18 protein-coding genes are annotated in these 16,743 nt (G+C 68.0%); 3 read left to right on the top strand and 15 right to left on the bottom strand.

The features are described from left to right. Window positions 1–11: 11 nt before the first annotated feature. Both ACF3M1_RS15360 and ACF3M1_RS15355 read left to right on the top strand, forming a co-directional pair. Window positions 12–686: a response regulator transcription factor gene (locus ACF3M1_RS15360; protein WP_394002100.1), complete on the top strand. Its 675-nt coding sequence runs from the start codon at window positions 12–14 to the stop codon at window positions 684–686. A 17-nt stretch (window positions 687–703) separates the two neighbouring features. Then, the gene (locus tag ACF3M1_RS15355) at window positions 704–2,074 is read left to right on the top strand and encodes an ATP-binding protein (RefSeq protein WP_394005294.1); all 1,371 of its coding nucleotides are present in this window, start codon (window positions 704–706) and stop codon (window positions 2,072–2,074) included. 12 nt (window positions 2,075–2,086) lie between these two features. On the opposite strand, the gene ACF3M1_RS15350 is transcribed toward ACF3M1_RS15355, so the two are convergent. The 8 genes from ACF3M1_RS15350 to ACF3M1_RS15315 all read right to left on the bottom strand — a co-directional run bounded on the left by ACF3M1_RS15350 (window position 2,087) and on the right by ACF3M1_RS15315 (window position 7,109). Further along, complete coding sequence (locus tag ACF3M1_RS15350) at window positions 2,087–3,355, bottom strand: HD-GYP domain-containing protein (protein ID WP_394002099.1); 1,269 nt, start codon at window positions 3,353–3,355, stop codon at window positions 2,087–2,089. 383 nt (window positions 3,356–3,738) lie between these two features. Beyond that, window positions 3,739–3,990, bottom strand: a complete 252-nt coding sequence (locus tag ACF3M1_RS15345; protein WP_394002097.1) for a hypothetical protein — start codon at window positions 3,988–3,990, stop codon at window positions 3,739–3,741. Window positions 3,991–4,127: 137 nt separating this feature from the next. Further along, on the bottom strand, window positions 4,128–4,379 hold the full coding sequence (locus tag ACF3M1_RS15340) for a YdeI/OmpD-associated family protein (RefSeq protein WP_394002095.1): 252 nt from the start codon (window positions 4,377–4,379) through the stop codon (window positions 4,128–4,130). Between the two features lie 86 nt (window positions 4,380–4,465). Continuing rightward, the gene (locus ACF3M1_RS15335) at window positions 4,466–5,302 is read right to left on the bottom strand and encodes an IS3 family transposase (protein WP_394005293.1); all 837 of its coding nucleotides are present in this window, start codon (window positions 5,300–5,302) and stop codon (window positions 4,466–4,468) included. Further along, window positions 5,272–5,628, bottom strand: coding sequence for a transposase (locus ACF3M1_RS15330; RefSeq protein ID WP_394001076.1), 357 nt, complete (start codon window positions 5,626–5,628; stop codon window positions 5,272–5,274). Before ACF3M1_RS15330 ends, ACF3M1_RS15335 begins: the two co-directional genes overlap by 31 nt. A 73-nt stretch (window positions 5,629–5,701) precedes the next feature. Continuing rightward, window positions 5,702–6,142, bottom strand: coding sequence for a hypothetical protein (locus ACF3M1_RS15325; protein ID WP_394002093.1), 441 nt, complete (start codon window positions 6,140–6,142; stop codon window positions 5,702–5,704). Window positions 6,143–6,199: 57 nt separating this feature from the next. Next, window positions 6,200–6,664 (bottom strand): hypothetical protein, encoded by a 465-nt coding sequence (locus ACF3M1_RS15320; RefSeq protein ID WP_394002091.1) that lies wholly within the window; start codon window positions 6,662–6,664, stop codon window positions 6,200–6,202. A 16-nt stretch (window positions 6,665–6,680) separates the two neighbouring features. After that, complete coding sequence (locus ACF3M1_RS15315; protein ID WP_394002089.1) at window positions 6,681–7,109, bottom strand: hypothetical protein; 429 nt, start codon at window positions 7,107–7,109, stop codon at window positions 6,681–6,683. A gap of 255 nt (window positions 7,110–7,364) precedes the next feature. Between ACF3M1_RS15315 and ACF3M1_RS15310 the strand changes: the two genes are divergently transcribed. Beyond that, complete coding sequence (locus ACF3M1_RS15310) at window positions 7,365–8,300, top strand: integron integrase (RefSeq protein WP_394002087.1); 936 nt, start codon at window positions 7,365–7,367, stop codon at window positions 8,298–8,300. 19 nt (window positions 8,301–8,319) lie between these two features. On the opposite strand, the gene ilvD is transcribed toward ACF3M1_RS15310, so the two are convergent. From ilvD to ACF3M1_RS15275, 7 genes are all read right to left on the bottom strand, one after another. Then, the gene (gene ilvD, locus ACF3M1_RS15305) at window positions 8,320–10,170 is read right to left on the bottom strand and encodes a dihydroxy-acid dehydratase (protein ID WP_394002085.1); all 1,851 of its coding nucleotides are present in this window, start codon (window positions 10,168–10,170) and stop codon (window positions 8,320–8,322) included. A gap of 385 nt (window positions 10,171–10,555) precedes the next feature. After that, window positions 10,556–11,644, bottom strand: a complete 1,089-nt coding sequence (leuB, locus tag ACF3M1_RS15300; RefSeq protein WP_394002083.1) for a 3-isopropylmalate dehydrogenase — start codon at window positions 11,642–11,644, stop codon at window positions 10,556–10,558. Next, window positions 11,634–12,215, bottom strand: a complete 582-nt coding sequence (gene leuD, locus ACF3M1_RS15295) for a 3-isopropylmalate dehydratase small subunit (protein ID WP_394002081.1) — start codon at window positions 12,213–12,215, stop codon at window positions 11,634–11,636. Before leuD ends, leuB begins: the two co-directional genes overlap by 11 nt. After that, window positions 12,212–12,445: a hypothetical protein gene (locus ACF3M1_RS15290; protein ID WP_394002079.1), complete on the bottom strand. Its 234-nt coding sequence runs from the start codon at window positions 12,443–12,445 to the stop codon at window positions 12,212–12,214. Before ACF3M1_RS15290 ends, leuD begins: the two co-directional genes overlap by 4 nt. Beyond that, on the bottom strand, window positions 12,445–13,872 hold the full coding sequence (leuC, locus tag ACF3M1_RS15285; protein WP_394002077.1) for a 3-isopropylmalate dehydratase large subunit: 1,428 nt from the start codon (window positions 13,870–13,872) through the stop codon (window positions 12,445–12,447). Before leuC ends, ACF3M1_RS15290 begins: the two co-directional genes overlap by 1 nt. Window positions 13,873–14,013: 141 nt before the next feature. Further along, window positions 14,014–15,579: a 2-isopropylmalate synthase gene (locus ACF3M1_RS15280; protein ID WP_394002075.1), complete on the bottom strand. Its 1,566-nt coding sequence runs from the start codon at window positions 15,577–15,579 to the stop codon at window positions 14,014–14,016. After that, on the bottom strand, window positions 15,576–16,742 hold the full coding sequence (locus tag ACF3M1_RS15275; protein ID WP_394002073.1) for a threonine dehydratase: 1,167 nt from the start codon (window positions 16,740–16,742) through the stop codon (window positions 15,576–15,578). The genes ACF3M1_RS15280 and ACF3M1_RS15275 overlap by 4 nt, the downstream gene beginning before the upstream one ends. Window position 16,743 lies beyond the last annotated feature (1 nt).

Below are 16,743 nucleotides of genomic sequence, written 5' to 3'. Positions count from 1 at the left end.
AGACTGCGGCGATGCGCATCTTGCTGGTCGAGGACGATCCATCGCTGGGTGAGGGACTGCGCACCGCGCTGCGTCGCGCCGCCTATGCCGTCGACTGGCTGCAGGACGGGGCAAGCGCGCTCGCGGCGATCCGCGCCGGCGGCATCGACCTGGTCGTGCTCGATCTGGGCCTGCCGCGCAAGGACGGCCTCGAGGTGATCCGCGAGGCCCGCCGCGCCGGCGCCACCGTCCCGATCCTGGTGCTGAGCGCGCGCGAGCGTGCGGCCGACCGGATGCTGGGGCTGGACCTCGGCGCCGACGATTACGTCGGCAAGCCCTTCGACAACGGCGAACTGCTCGCTCGCGTGCGCGCGCTGCTCCGCCGCAGCAGCGGTCAGGCCAGTCCCACGCTGGCCTTCGCCGGTCTGGCGCTCGATCCCGCCTCGCTGACGGTCACCTGGCAGGGTCGGGTGGTCGATCTGCCGCGGCGCGAGGTCGCGCTGCTGCGCCTGCTGATGGAACACCCCGGCCGCATCGTCTCGCGCGAGACCGCGCAGCAGCGGCTCTACGGCTGGGACGAGGATGTCGCCAGCAACGCCGTCGACGTGCACGTGCACCACCTGCGCAAGCGCCTGCATCCGGCGCTGATCCGCACCGTGCGCGGCGTGGGCTACGCGCTCGACGATCCCGCCGGCGACGCCGCATGAGATCGATCCGCCGCCTGCTGCTGGTCGGCCTGATCGGCGTGATGTCGCTGGTGATGATCATCGCCGCGGCCTTCAGCTATCGCGCCGGCCTGCAGGAAGCCGGCGAGATGTTCGACGCCAAGCTCGCGCATTCCTCGCGCGTGCTGATGAGTCTGGTCGACGAACCGCTGGGCGATGTGGCCGTGCATGCAGGCGGCGCGCCGATCATCATCGCTGTGTGGCAGGGCAGCGCCGACGGCGTGGGCGACGCGCTCGCGTTTCCAACCGGCCATGCCTACGAGACCAAGCTCGCCTTCCAGGCGCGCGATGCCGACGGCCGTTTGCTGCTGCGCTCCGACAGCGGCCCGGACATCCCGCTGGCGCCGCTGGTGGCCGGCTACGCCGATGTCGTCATCGACGGCGCGCACTGGCGCACGTTCACCCTGCGCTCGCCGCGTGGGCGCTGGTACCAGTCCGGTGAGCTATCGGACATCCGCATGGAACTGGCCGAGGACATCGCCGAGGGCACGCTGCTGCCGTTGCTGCTCGCGATTCCGTTGATGGCGGTGTTCGTCTGGCTGCTGGTCGGCTGGAGCCTGCGCGGGCTCGCGCGCGTGTCGGGCGAGGTCGAGGCGCGCACCGCCGACCGTCTCGCGCCGCTGCAGCCGGGCCGTGTGCCGCTCGAAGTGCAGAGCCTGGTGGTGGCGATCAACGCGCTGCTCGCGCGACTCGACGCCGCCTTCCAGCGCGAGCGCCGCTTCACCGCCGATGCCGCGCACGAGCTGCGCACGCCGATCGCCGCGCTCAAGGTGCATGCCGACAACCAGCGCACCGCGCGCGATGCCGACGAACGCGGCGCCGCGCAAGCGCTGCTCGACGCCGGTGTGCAGCGCATCGAACGCTTGGTCGAACAGCTGCTCGCGCTCAGCCGTGTGGAACCGGGCGCCGCCGTCGCCACGCCCCGGCGCGTGGACCTGCATGCACTCGCCGACAGCCACGTCGCCGAGCGGCGCGCGCTGGATGCCGCCCGCAGCCTGACGATCACGCTGGACGGCGATGCGCAGCAGGTCGTCGGCGACGAGGCCGCGCTCGATGCACTGGTCGGCAACCTCGTCGACAACGCCTGCCGCTATGCGCCCGACGGTGGACGCGTGCGGGTATCGGTCACGCGCGTGGACGCACACGTGCAGCTGGTCGTCGAGGACGATGGCCCGGGCATTCCCGAAGCGGCCCGCGAACGGGTCTTCGACCGCTTCCACCGCGAGCTGGGCACCGGCGTCGTCGGCAGCGGCCTGGGCCTGTCGATCGTGCGCCAGGTGCTGGACCTGCATGCCGGCTCGATCGCGCTCGATGTCTCGCCGACACTCGGCGGCCTGCGCGCGACGGTGACCCTGCCTGCGACGCCGTGAGGCTGCGCGCGGTTACGGCAGCCAGAGCTTGTCGAGACCGCGCAGCCCGAAATCGGCCGGCGATTCGGATTGCAGGATGCGGTCGTCGCAGCCGGGCGTGGCCAGATCGAGATCGTGCATCAGCACGCGCGACTGGCGCCGCAGGCAATGGAACACCCGCACCCGCGGCTTGAGCAGCGCGCCGGGCGCCTGTTCGATCACCACCGCCAGCTGCTGCGACTGCAGCCGCACCAGTGTCCCCACCGGATAGATGCCGAGACTCTTGACGAAAGCCTGGAAGATCACCGGATCGAAATGCCCGGTCCACGAGGCCATGCGCTTCAGCGATTCCGCCGGGCACCAGCCGCGCTTGTACGGCCGGTCGGAGGTGATCGCGTCGTAGACGTCACAGACCGCCGCCATGCGCGCCATCCGCGAAATCTGGTCACCGCTCAGGCGATGCGGATAGCCCGAGCCGTCCATCTTTTCGTGGTGATGCAGCGCGATGTCGAGCGCGGCGGTATTGTCCACGCCGCTCTCGACGAGCAGGCGATGGCCGTCCTCGGGGTGGCGGCGCATCGCCGTGTACTCCGCCTCGGTCAGGCTGCCCGGCTTGTTCAGCACCTCGTGTGGCGTCACCGCCTTGCCCATGTCGTGCAGCAGTCCGCCCTTGGCGGCCGCATGCACCTCGTCTTCGGGCAGCCCCATCTGCCGGGCGAGTGCGGTCATCAGCCCGGCGACCGCCATCGAATGCAGATAGGTGTAGTCGTCGGCGGTCTTCAGCCGGGCCACGCTGATCAGCGCATGCGGGTTGCGGAGGACCGACTCGCACAACGCCTCCACCAGCGGCGTGGCCGCTTCGGTATCGACGCTGCGCCCCAGGCGCGCCTCGCTGAACATCGCCTCGACCACCGCGCGTCCGGATTCGAGCAGATGACGCGCCTGCTTCACCTCGGCGTCGAACGTGCTCACCGCCGGCTCGGTGGCCCCAGGCTTGACGGACGCGGCAGCCATCGTCGACGGTTGACGGGCGGCAGTGGAGGGCGCGTCCGCCGCGGAGGCGGTGGACGGGGCCGCCGCGGAATCGCAGTCGGTCGCATGCCCGCCCGCCTCCGCCTCGGCGTCCAGGCCCAGGGCGCTGTCGATGACCAGCGTCTGCACGCCGCTGTCGCGGACGCGCGCCACCGACACCGGATCCGCGAGAAACGAGCCCCGCCAGAACGGGTGATCCAGCCACGAGCCGCAGAGCCGCTGCACGTACATGCCCGGGCGAAGCTGGTCGGTGCGGATCGTGCGGAGCATGTGCGTCGGCAGGTCGGCAAGGTGCGGCAGTCGGGCGGTGCCGGCACGCAATGCGGCCAGGCACGGGGCACGGCTGCCTTCAGATCGTGCTCCCCGGCTCCACTAGCGGCCGGGGCGCGGCGGACTTGAGTGAGGTGCGGGCTGTGGGCATCCAGCCGGCTCTCGTTGAGCCACGCGGCCTAGCGGCGGCGCTTGAGAGAACCGCTAGACCGCACGCCGGCGGAGCCTGCCCCAGGATTGGCGAAGCCCCGCTAGATGTACCAGACCAATGGCGAGACAGATCGAAGAGCTCACCACCCAGAACGTGATGCTGTTACCCGGGAAGTAGGCCATGACCGGAACGAACGCGACACCGCGAACGAGATACATGGCTGTCACCGCACTCAGGACTGTTCGAGGCAGCGGAAGCGCACGAAGTACGCCGGCGCAGCCCAGATGGCCAAGACGGCGGTGATCGCGAGCGTGATCACCGTGGGGGACCAGTGGCCTGTGGCGTGAAGCTGTGCCATCTGCTCTCCGGCACCCAGAAGGCGGAAGAGGGGCGCTCCCACCACGAGGCACGCCAGATGCGTCAGTGCTGCAAGGCCGCTCAATGCGCCGCCGGCGATCAGGAACCTGTTGGCTGGGCCTTCCACGTGATTCCCCTTTCGGACTGACACTCGAGTCAAGCCAGCCCGCCTTGGCCAACGGTCAAATTCATGCCGTCACGATGCGGGCACGGCTTGAGCGTATTGCCGGACCCCAACCACAGGCCGCTGATGCAGAGCGCGCCTTAGCGGTGCGGGCATCCGGGCCAGCAGCAAGGCCGCCTCATGCCTTTTCGCATCTTATCGATACCGACCTCGATGCGGCGTTTCCTGGTCGCCTCCTGCTTGGGCGAGCTGACCCAGCAGATCCACTCGTTTCGCGCCAAAGGCGTGATATCGGCCCAGAGCCTCGCGGCCGCGACATCAGGCTCTATCGCCTCTCGGAAATCTGCGGGCAGCTCATGAACCGTGCCGCCTGCGAGCTTTTGTGTGTTCATGGATGGGTCTAGTGAGGCCCGACGCCTCAATTAATTCGACTTGCGAAGCGGTTGGGACTTCCCTCGAAAAAGTGGACACCCGTTGGTTAGGCGCATGCGCGTTCGTAATCGGCGGGTGTGCGGTAGTCGAGTGCCGAGTGTAGGCGCTGGTGATTGTAGAAATCCACGTAGCCGCGAATGGCGGCCTGGAGCGCGTGGTCGCTGGTGAAGGTGTGCCGGTGATACAGATCGGACTTCATCGTCTTGTTCCAGGATTCCATGTGCGCGTTGTCGGTCATGCGGCGCGGCCGATTGGCCGATTGCACGAAGCCGGCGCGTTGCAGCTGCAGCTTGAAGTCGGTCGCCATAAACTCGATGCCGCGGTCGCTGTGGAAGAGCGTGCCCGCCTCCGGTCGTCGCGTGCGCAGCGCAAATGCCAAGGCGCGACGCGTGAGTGCACTGGTGCGGTCCCTGCCCAATGCCCAGCCCAGCAGGCGGCGCGAACAGCGGTCCATGATCGTGGCGAGATAGCGCCACTGGCCTTGCACTTTGAGGTAGGTCACATCCGCAACCCAGACTTGGTCCACGCGCTCGACCCGTTCGGCATGCGCGCGACTTTCCACGCTGGCGAGAAACGCCGCGAGCCCTGGGCGCCTTCGGTACAGACGCGATGAGCAGGCGCGCACGCCGTTTTCCCGCATCAAGCGTTCGACCCGGCGACGGCCGACCTGTTCACCTGCCTGCTGCAAGGCGGCGTGCACACGCGGGCTGCCGTAGGTCTCGCGGCTCTGTGCATGCACGCCCTTGATGCGCTCGACCAGCGCGGCGTCCTCGACAGCGCGTGTACTGCGCGGACGCTGTTGCCAGGCATAGAAGCCGGACGCGCTGACACCATGCAGCCGGCACATCGTCCTCACCGGGGCGGCTTCCTGGTGGTGCGCGATGAAGGCAAAGATGTCGGCCTTGGACTGGAAGTGAACGCGATGGCTTTTTTTAAAAGGTCATGCTCGACCTGCAGCCGTTCGTACTTGCGCTTCACTTCGCGCAGCGCCTTGAGCTCTGCGGCCACGGTCTTGTCGAGTTCGATTCCCTTGGTCACGATCACCCCCTCGCGGGCCAGTTTTCGCCAACGAGACAGCATGAAGGGATGGATGTAAAGCGACTCGGCGACGTCGCGTACGGACACGCCTGAAAGCTCGCTCAGTCGGACTGCGGTGGCCTTGAAATGATCGCTGTAGCGATACGTCGTTCTGGGGCCTGGTGCTGGCATGAAGACACTCCTGATCGTTAGGTCAGGGTGTCCACTAAACCGAAGGAACTACCGCATCGGCTTGAATTAATTGTTAGCCCGCACCGGATCGCCACTCAGCCAAGCGGCGATCCAATACAGGCTTGAGCTCATCGAAGTTTTCCCAAGTGTCGGCAATGTGGTACAGGCTGTCTTGACCAGGAGGAAGGTCCTTGCCGAGAGTCTTCTCGTAGTCTGCAAGATAGCCGCCCGACTCAACGTCGTAGTAGAAGCCGGCGAAAGCATTACCCTCCTCCGACAAGTCCTCATCTGTGAACTTCCCGTCGCAGGCCGACAAGAAGAATGCTCCAGGTGTTGTCGATCGCTCCCGAAGCGCAGGTATGTCGTCGGGGAAATCTGAGGCATGAAGGCTGCCAGAGAGCCCCGACAACAGTGCCCATGCAATGAACATGCCTGTGTGAGTTGCGCCAGCCTCTTGCGGGAGATCGGCTGGGAAGCTGCCGCCGTAGTGCCAAGCTGCTGCGTCGTATTTCATGCGGGCTAACACCTGAGTTAAGCCGCGCCGCGAAGCGGCGTCGGCTTGAATGAATTGTTAGCCGTCAACGCGCCCTCCGGGCTGCCACTCGGCGGGAAGGATGGTAACGAGTGTGATGCCGCCAGCTCCAAAGCTGAAATGTGTCGCATGCAACGGCGTCTCATACTTGGCCCAGGAAGTAACGCCGAATGATGGAGAGTCGAGTGCAGCGCGCGCGGATGGACTACCGAGGCACTTCAGAACATCCGCCAGCGTGGAGGAGAACGTAAGCCCGCCCACTAACGGGTACTGGAACTGCCCAAAGCCGTCCTTGCCAAACGAGTGAAGGAATACTGTACCGATGCGACCATCCGGCTGAATCTCAATTTGAACACCGCCTGCCTTATCTGTCAGGAAGCGTTCTGTAGACATGCCCTCCTCAAGCGGCTTAAACACTCTGTCGATCAAATTGAAACGCGATAGCGCACGTTTCACCTCAACTGAGGTGAGTGGCTTATTGATAATCGACGCGAGTTCTTCCATACGGCTAACGTTTGAATTAAGCCGTGCCGCGAAGCGGCATCGGCTTGAATGAATTGTTAGACCTGCCAGCTGTGGCGCTAACGCTGCCTGCTTGAAACTCTACCGGAACCTGATGGCGGCAAGCTTGCCGCCGATGTGGGTAGCGCCATTGGGCAACGGCAGCAATAACGGCCTCGTTGTAGCCGACGGGCTGGCCGCTGCTACGACCAACAGGACGCCAATCCGCCGAGATGATGGCGGGCGACTGCACCTGACCAGAAGGGCTGATGACAAACGCAACTTGGGCCACGCCAGAGAACTCGTTGTGTAGCCGGAGCGGGAGCGTTGGTGCAACTGTCGATGTGGGAGCAAGGCCGGCAGAGCAGGCGGGCGGCAACTCTGCAGCTGAACATGCGCCGAGTGTGATGCCAAGAAGTAAAAATATCAGATCCGAGACTGTCTTCATGGCAGGTCTAACACTAAGTAGCGCTCAAAAAGCGCGATATGCACCGATCATCTTTGACCGGTCGGCGACTGTCAATGCGGGAAAACGGACGCCGAATCAAGGGGTTGCCCGACTTCAGGAGTCGAGAATACTCGGTTAGCGTCCGGTGCATATCGTAGGAAATGCGCTGTTGTGCAGGAATCGCCTCGAAATGTGGGATATGCACCGGATCGTGCGTCGCCGCGGTTGATCGATGCGGTCCGCGCGCGCTTGCGGATGCGGCATTACAGCCTCCGCACGGAGCAGGTCTACGTCGGCTGGATCCTGCGCTTCATCCGATTCCACGGCCGTCGCCATCCTCGCGATATGGGCGCGCCTGAGGTCGAGGCCTTCCTTTCGTCGCTGGCGGTCGAGGGACGGGTCGCGGCGAGCACGCAGAACCAGGCGCTGTCGGCGCTGCTGTTTCTCTATCGCGAGGTACTCGACATCGAGCTGCCGTGGATGGCGGATGTCGTACGCGCCAAGCGCCCGCGGCGATTGCCGACGGTGCTGTCGGAAGACGAGGTGGCGCGTCTGCTGGCGCAGATGGAGGGCCGGCCCTGGCTCGTGGCGTCGCTGCTGTACGGCACCGGGATGCGCCTGCTCGAAGGCTTGCGGCTGCGGGTGCAGGATCTCGATCTGGTGCGGCGGGAGATCGTGGTGCGGGACGGCAAGGGCGGCAAGGATCGCCGCACCATGTTGCCCACCTCACTCGTTGAGCCGCTGCAGCGGGAGCTCGTGCGTGCGCGGATGCTGCATGAGGCGGATCTCGCCGCCGGCTTCGGCCGCGTGTGGTTGCCGTATGCGCTCGAGCGCAAGCTGCCGAACGCGTCGACCGGATGGGGTTGGCAGTACGTGTTTCCGGCTCCGCGCAGGAGCGTCGATCCGCGTGATGGTGTTGAGCGGCGGCACCATGTCGACGACGGCATGCTCTCGCGTGCGCTCAAGGCCGCCAGCGCACGTGCCGGGCTGGTCAAGCGGGTGTCGGCGCACACGCTGCGTCATTCCTTCGCCACGCATCTCATCGAACGCGGCCACGATATCCGCACGGTGCAGGAGCTGCTGGGCCACAAGGATGTCGCGACCACGCAGATCTACACGCACGTGCTGGGGCGCGGTGCGAATGCGGTGCCGAGCCCACTGGACCGGCTGCCGGCGCCGGGTGCGGGCTGAGCACAAGGCGCGCGCCGCGTCAGTCCGTCAACAACGCCCGGTCACGCACCGCGCCCTTGTCGGCGCTGGTGGCGAGCAGGGCGTAGGCCTTCAGTGCGGTGCTGACGCGGCGCGGGCGTGTGCGCTCCGGCTTCCACCCGCGGGTGTGCTGCGCGTCGCGGCGTGCGGCGAGTTCAGCGTCGTCCAGCAGCAGCGCGATCGAACGCGCGGGAATGTCGATGCGGATGCGGTCGCCGTCGCGCACCAATGCGATCGTGCCGCCGGCCGCGGCTTCGGGTGAGACATGCCCGATCGACAGGCCGGACGTGCCGCCGGAGAAGCGGCCATCGGTCAGCAGCGCGCACTTCGCGCCGAGGCACTTGGATTTCAGATAGCTGGTCGGATACAGCATCTCCTGCATGCCGGGGCCGCCCTTGGGGCCTTCGTAGCGGATCACGACGACGTCGCCCGGCTGCACCACGTCGTCGAGGATGCCGGCGACGGCGTCCTCCTGGCTTTCGAAGACGCGCGCGGGGCCTTCGAAGACGTGGATCGCCGCATCCACGCCGGCGGTCTTGACCACGCAGCCGTCGACGGCGAGGTTGCCGGTGAGCACGGCGAGACCGCCTTCGGCCGAATAGGCGTTTGCGACATCGCGGATGCAGCCGCCCGCGCGATCGGTGTCCAGCGTGTCCCAGCGCGTCGCCTGGCTGAAGGCGGTCTGCGTGGGGATGCCGGCCGGGCCGGCGCGGAAGAAGGTGTGCACCGCGGCGTCGTCGGTCGCATCGATGTCCCAGGCGGCGATCGCGTCGGCCAGCGTGCGCGCGTGCACGGTCGCCACACCGGTGTGCAGCAGGCCACCACGCGCGAGCGCGCCGAGGATCGCCGGAATGCCGCCGGCGCGGTGCACATCCTCGACGTGATAGTCGGGCGAGTTCGGCGCCACCTTGCACAGCTGCGGCACGCGGCGCGAGAGGCGATCGATGTCGGCCATCGTGAAGTCGACCTCGGCCTCCTGCGCGGCCGCCAGCAGGTGCAGGATCGTATTCGTGGAGCCGCCCATCGCGATGTCGAGCGTCATCGCATTCTCGAACGCCTCGAACGTGGCGATGCCGCGCGGCAGCGCGGCCGGATCTTCGGCGCCGTACCAGCGGTGGCAGAGTTCGACCACGGTGCGGCCGGCGCGCAGGAACAGCTGTTCGCGATCGGCATGCGTTGCCAGCAGCGTGCCGTTGCCGGGCAGCGACAGCCCCAGCGCCTCGGTCAGGCAGTTCATCGAATTCGCGGTGAACATGCCCGAGCACGAGCCGCAGGTGGGGCAGGCACTGCGTTCGACGGCGGCGACCTGTTCGTCACTCGCGGCCGGGTCCGCCGCCAGCACCATCGCGTCGACGAGATCGAGCTTGCGGCCTGCATCGCCATTCGCGAGCCGGGTCTTGCCCGCTTCCATCGGGCCGCCGGAGACGAACACCACCGGCACGTTGAGCCGCAACGCCGCCATCAGCATGCCGGGCGTGATCTTGTCGCAGTTGGAAATGCACACCAGCGCGTCGGCGCAGTGCGCGTTGACCATGTACTCCACGGCGTCGGCGATCAGCTCGCGGCTCGGCAGCGAATACAGCATGCCGTCGTGGCCCATCGCGATGCCGTCGTCGACGGCGATGGTGTTGAACTCCTTGGCCACGCCGCCGACACGTTCGATCTCGCGCGCCACCAGCTGGCCCATGTCCTTGAGATGCACGTGGCCGGGCACGAACTGGGTGAACGAGTTGGCGACCGCGACGATGGGCTTGTGGAAGTCGCCATCGGTCATGCCGGTCGCGCGCCACAGGGCGCGGGCGCCGGCCATGTTGCGGCCGAAGGTGGAGGTTCTGGAGCGGTAGTCGGGCATTCGGACACTCGGGGCGGTGGGCGCGGTTGATCGGTGACACGTTTAGCGGTGAGCGCAGTCTTGTGGCACTTCGAACACGTCCGTCGTTCACGCGAAGCGCGATTTCCGCGTCTTTATGCGATCGAAGCAGAAGGCACTGGATTGACCCGCCGTTCAGCTGTTGAAAAATCGCATCAGCCTTCGCGCGAATGACGAGCAGGAAGGGACGTGTTCGGATGGTCACGAGAGCGGAGACGCGGAGAGACCCGTCTTCCGCACAGTCTGGACGCATAGCCTGCGCGGGCGCGACGATGATCCGTGTGCCCCACTGGTCCTGGCCAGACGCGACCCGCATTGAAGCGGTCATCGAAACAGCAGCGCCCGGCGCGGCTTCGGGTCATGGCGCTCAATCCCGCAGCTCGGCGACCTGGCAGGTCGTCTCGATCCGCTCCAGCACCGCAGCCGTGACCTCGCGGGTCGAGCGCGCCTCGTATCCGGCCGCGAGGTCGGCACTGAACACGCCGTCCTCCAGCGCGGAATCGACCGCCTGCTCGATGCAGCCCGCCTCCATCGACAGCCCCAGCGAGTAGCGCAGCAACAAGGCCGCACTGAGGATCGTGCCGTAGGGATTGGCGATGCCCTGGCCAGCGATGTCGGGCGCTGAGCCGTGGATCGGCTCGTACATGCCCACGCTGCCATCGCCCAGCGAGGCCGAGGGCAGCAGGCCCAGCGAACCGGCCAACATCGAGGCCTCGTCGGTGAGGATGTCGCCGAACATGTTCTCGGTCACGATGACGTCGAACGCGCGCGGCTTGGACAGCAGATGCATCGCCATCGAGTCGACCAACTGGTGTTCCAGCGTGATGTCCGGGAATTCGTCGCGGGCGATGCGCGTGGCGACGTCGCGCCACAGTCGCGAGGTTTCCAGCACGTTGGCCTTGTCGACCGAGGTCACATGGCCACGGCGGCCGCGTGCCAGCAGGCAGGCGCGGCGCACGACGCGCTCGATCTCGGCGACGGTGTAGGTGCACAGGTCGCTGGCGGACGTTTCGGTGCGCGTGCGCTCGCCGAAGTAGATGCCGCCGGTGAGTTCGCGCACGACCAGCAGGTCGACGCCGGCCAGCAGATGCGGCTTAATCGGCGAGGCGCCGATGGCGGCATTGTGCGGGCGGGTCGGGCGAAGGTTGGCGTACAGCCCCAGCGCCTTGCGGATCGCCAGCAGGCCCTGTTCGGGCCGGACGGTCGCATTCGGATCGGACCATTTCGGCCCGCCCACGGCGCCCAGCAGCACCGCATCGGCATCGCGCGCCGCGGCGAGCGTGGCATCGGGCAGCGGCGTGCCGGTGGCGTCGATCGCGGCGCCGCCGATCAGGTGCTCGTGCAGCGCGAACCGGTGGCCGTAACGGCGTGCGACCGCCTGCAGCACCTCGACGGCGGCGGCGGTGACTTCGGGGCCGATGCCGTCGCCCGGCAATACGACGATGTCAGCGTGCATGGTGGCGTTCCTCGTAACGTTGGATGTCGGCGTCGCGCGCCAGCAGATAGCCCATTTCGTCGACGCCTTCGAGCAGGCAGGTGCGCGCGAACGCGTCGAGCGGGAAGGCGTGAACAGTGCCGCCCGGCGTGCGCAGTTGACGCGCGACGATGTCGATCTCGAGCACGTCGTCGGGCCGCGCCATCAGCGCCTGCACGTCGGCCTCGGGCAGCACGATCGGCAGTAGGCCGTTCTTCAGTGCGTTGCCCCGGAAGATGTCGGCGATCTCGCTGCTGACGATCGCGCGTAGGCCCAGGTCGCGCAGCGCCCAGGGCGCATGTTCGCGCGACGAGCCGCAACCGAAGTTGCGCCCGGCGATCAGGATCTCGCGCCCGGCGTTGTGCGCCTGGTTGAACGCGAACGCCGGATTCGGCGCGCCGTCCTCGCGCCAGCGCCAGTCGTTGAACGCGTAGCGGCCCAGACCCTTGCGTTCCGTGGTCGACAGAAAGCGCGCGGGAATGATCTGGTCGGTGTCGATATTGGTCTCGCCCAGCACGACGCTGGCGGAGACGATGGAGGCGAAGGCGGTCATGCTCGGTGCTCCATGCGGGCTGTCGCAACGCAGTGGCTCGCGTCGCCGATGGCGATGGGGCCTCGCACCGGGAATTGCGCGCTGACCACGTCTGCGGTTCCGGCGCATGCGGGAACCCGGCGCCACTCCTGCACTGGCAGCAGCCTCGCGCGGCGATCCGGTGCGCAGTGGATCGCATCCTCGCGCGCATCGGAAGCGCCGGTCGACGGGTGACGATTGAAGAGCGCCATTACGCCACCTCCCTGCGGTTGGCGGACAGCTCGCGCGGATCAGCCACGACACCGCGGATCGCGGCCCATGCGGCGGTCATCGGCGAGGCCAGCAGCGTGCGCGACCCCGGCCCCTGGCGGCCTTCGAAATTGCGGTTGCTGGTGCTGACGGCGAGCTGGCCCGGCGCGACGAGATCGCCGTTCATCGCGATGCACATCGAGCACCCGGGCTCGCGCCACTCGGCGCCGGCCGCGCGCACGATGGTGTCGATGCCTTCGGCCTCGGCCGCGCGCTTGACGATTTCCGAGCCCGGCACGACGAGCATGCGCACATGCGACGCGACGCGCCGGTCACGCAGCACCTGGGCCACCTCGCGCATGTCGCCGAGTCGGCCGTTGGTGCACGAGCCGACGAACACGACGTCGACGCGCGTGCCGGCCAACGTGTCGCCGGCGCGCAGCTGCATGTAGTCGAGGCCCTTCTGAGCGGCGACGTCGGCGGCCGCGGGAATCGGCACGTCGACGCCGATCGCGGTACCCGGGTGCGTGCCCCAGGTCAGCGTGGGGCGGATATCGGCCGCATCGATGTGGACCTCGACGTCGAAGCGCGCGCCGGCGTCGCTGCGCAGCGTGCGCCAGCGCGCGACGGCGGCATCGAACTCGGCCCCCTTCGGGCCGCGCGGCGTGCGCGCGATCCACGCGAACGTGGTGGCGTCGGGCGCCACCATGCCCGCGCGCGCGCCGGCTTCGATCGACATGTTGCACAGGGTCATGCGCTGCTCCATGTCCATCGCGTCGATCGTGCTGCCGCGGTATTCGATGACGTGGCCGGTGCCGCCGTTGACGCCGATGACGCCGATTGCATGCAGGATCACGTCCTTGGCGCCGACACCGGGGGCCAGCGCGCCGTCGACGGTGATCGCCATCGTCTTGGCCTTGCGTTGCAGCAGGCACTGGGTGGCCAGCACGTTGCCGACTTCGCTGGTGCCGATGCCGAACGCCAGCGCGCCGAATGCGCCGTGCGTCGAGGTGTGGCTGTCGCCGCAGACGATGGTCATGCCGGGCAGGGTGAAACCCTGCTCGGGCGCGATGACGTGCACGATGCCGCGCTGGTCCGAGGCCATGTCGAACAGTTCGATGCCGAATTCGGCGCAGTTCGCGGCCAGCATGTCGACCTGCGCGCGTGCGGCATCGTTCGCGTACGGGAGACGGCCGTCGGCGTCGGCGGGCAGCGTGGGCGTGGAGTGGTCCATCGTCGCCTTGGTGCGGTCCGGGCGACGCGGCGCGAGGCCGCGCTCACGCAGCGCGGTGAAGGCCTGCGGCGAGGTGACCTCGTGGATCAGGTGCAGGTCGATGTACAGCATCGCCGGCGCGGCGTCGCTTTCGGGCACGACCACGTGGGCGTCCCACAGTTTGTCGAACAGGGTTTTCGGTGGAGTGGTGGTCATCTGGATGCGTGTCGTGTGTAGGCGCGCGCTGGCGCGCGATGGGGTCTGACCTGTGGAGCGCACTCGCGCGCGAGCGCGCTCCTACAGAAAGATGTGGTCCGGTGCGGGCGTGCTCGCGCACCGGCATATCGAATTGGCCGATCAGGCATGCGCCGCCGTCCGCTGCGCACCCTGCGCAGCCTCGGACCGCCGCCGCAGGATGCGGTTGGCGACGTCGAGCCAGGCCAGCGCACTCGCTTCGATGATGTCGCGGCTGGTGCCGGTGCCGTCGTAGGCGGCGATCGCGCCGGCGCCATCATCGTGGCGGACGCTGAGGTTGGCCTCGCCGCGCGCATCGCGGCCGATGCCGACGCTGTGGACCTGGTAGCTGTCCAGCGCCAGGTCGACACCGGTGGCCGCGGCCAGTGCCGCGAACAGCGCATCCACCGGGCCGTCGCCGAGGGCGCTTTCGCTGACCGTCGCGCCCGAGGGATCCGACAGCTCGATCTGTGCGCTGGCGCGCTGGCCACGGTCGCTGACGGTCATCGACGCCAGACGCCAGCCCTGGCCGTCGACATCGCCGTGCATCAGCGCCTCGAGATCGTTGTCGTCGACCACGCGCTGCTGCTCGCACAGCGCCTTGAACGCGGTGAAAACCTGGTCGATCTGGTCGTCCTCCAGCGTGTAGCCCAGCGCGCGCAAGCGATGCGACACCGCGGCGCGGCCGCTGTGCCGGCCGAGCACCAGTTTCGAATCGGGCCAGCCGACATCCGACGGATTCATGATCTCGTAGGTGCCGCGGTGCCGCAGCATGCCGTGCTGGTGAATGCCGGATTCGTGGGCGAATGCGTTCTCGCCGACGATCGCCTTGTTGCGCTGCACGCCCATGCCGGTCAGGCGCCGCAGCAGTTGCGAGGTCGGCACCAGCAGGCGGGTGTCGAGTGCGGTGTCGAGCTGGTAGAACGCCTGGCGGACCTTCAGCGCCATCGCCAGCTCTTCGACCGCGCAGTTACCGGCGCGCTCGCCGATGCCGTTGACCGTGCATTCGACCTGGCGCGCACCGCCTTCGATCGCGGCCAGTGAATTGGCGACGGCCAGGCCCAGATCGTTGTGGCAGTGCGCGCTGAAGACCACGTCGCGCGCGCCGGGGACCGTCGCGATCAGGCGCTGGAACAGTGCGCGCATCTCGTCGGGCGTGGTGTAGCCCAGGGTGTCGGGCACGTTGATCGTGGTTGCGCCGTTGGCGATCGCAGCGGTGATCACCTCGACAAGAAAATCCTCCTCGGTACGGGTGCCGTCCTCGGTCGAGAACTCCACGTCGTCGACCAGCCGGCGCGCGTGGGCGACGCTGCTCGCGGTCATGTCCAGCACCTGCTCGCGGCTCATGCGCAGCTTGTGCTCGCGGTGCAGCGGGCTGGTCGAGACGAAGACGTGCAGCCGCGGATTCGCCGTGCCCTCGAGCGCGCGCGCGGAGGCCTCGATGTCGGCCGGCAGGCAGCGTGACAGCACCGCCAGCGTGGGGCGGCTGACCTCGCGTGCGATCAGGCGCGCGGCCTCGCGGTCGGATTCGGAGCTGGCAGGAAAACCGGTCTCGATGATGTCGACGCCCAGCGCATCGAGCGCACGCGCCATCACCACTTTCTGCTGCGGCGACATGCTGCAGCCGGGCGACTGCTCGCCGTCGCGCAGCGTGGTGTCGAAGATTCGGATGGTGTCGGGTGAACTCATGCGGGAACGTCCTCGGGAATGCGGCGCGGCGTGCGGTCGGTCGTGCGGGGAGGCGGCGTCGGCGACCGAAGTCGCGGCTCACCGCCGGCCGCGGCCGTCGAGGTGCGCGGGGGGAGATCGTTGCGCCGGCGCGGCACCGCGACCGGCACGACCGCCGCCGGCACCCGCGTGGCATCGGTGTCGCGCACGCGCCGACGCGGCTTGCGCGGTGGACGCGGGCGCACGTCGGACAGCAGCCGCGCCAGCACGCTCGCGTCCACATTGCCGCCCGACACCACGGCCACCTTGCGCTTGCCGGCGACGCGACGCCCGGCGGCCAGCGCCAGCGCGCCAGCGCCCTCGGCGATCACGTGTTCTTCCAGCGCCAGCCGCACCAGCGTCTCGCGCAGCTCGGCCTCGCGGACGATGACGATGTCGTCGAGCAGGTCCGCCAGCAGCGCGCGGGTGATGTGGCCGGCGTGCTTGACGCGCACGCCGTCGGCCAGCGTGGCGACCGGATCGAACGGGCTGTCGTCCCCGCGCAGTACGCGCGCCATCGCGTCCACGCCCTCGACCTGCGCACCGACGATGCGCACGCCCTGCGACTTAAACGCCAGCGCGACGCCCGATGCCAGGCCGCCACCGCCGATCGGCACGATGACGACATCGGGCGTCAGGTGCGATGCGATCTCCAGCCCGACCGTGCCCTGGCCGGCGATCACGTCGACATCGTCGAAGGCCGACAGCAGACGGAAGCCGTTCTGCGCAGCCAGTTCGGCGGCGAAGGCCTTGGCCTCGTCGTAGGTGTCGCCATGCAGGCGCACGGTCGCGCCCCAATGCGCGACGCCGGCAACCTTGGTGTCGGGTGCGTTCCTCGGCATCACCGTGATCGCCGGCACCCCGAGCCGGTAGGCGGCCCAGGCGAGGCCCTGGGCGTGGTTGCCGGCCGAGGCGGTGATCACCATGCGGTCGTCGCCACGCTCGCGCGCGGCCAGCAGCGCGTTCAACGCGCCGCGCACCTTGTAGGAGCCGGTGCGCTGCAGGTTTTCCAGCTTCAGCCAGCAGCCGAAGCGCTCGGCGTAGTGCATTGGTGTCACGTCGAGGTACCGACGCAGCCGCGCCTGCGCCGCCAGCACATCGCTGGCGGTGACGGAATACGCGCGACGTACCTCGGTATCGATCATG

Source organism: Luteimonas sp. WGS1318 (assembly GCF_043187535.1).
Classification (GTDB): Bacteria; Pseudomonadota; Gammaproteobacteria; order Xanthomonadales; family Xanthomonadaceae; genus Luteimonas.
The sequence above is the reverse complement of the archived record's forward strand: the minus strand, read 5'-3'. Positions and strand labels throughout refer to the sequence as shown.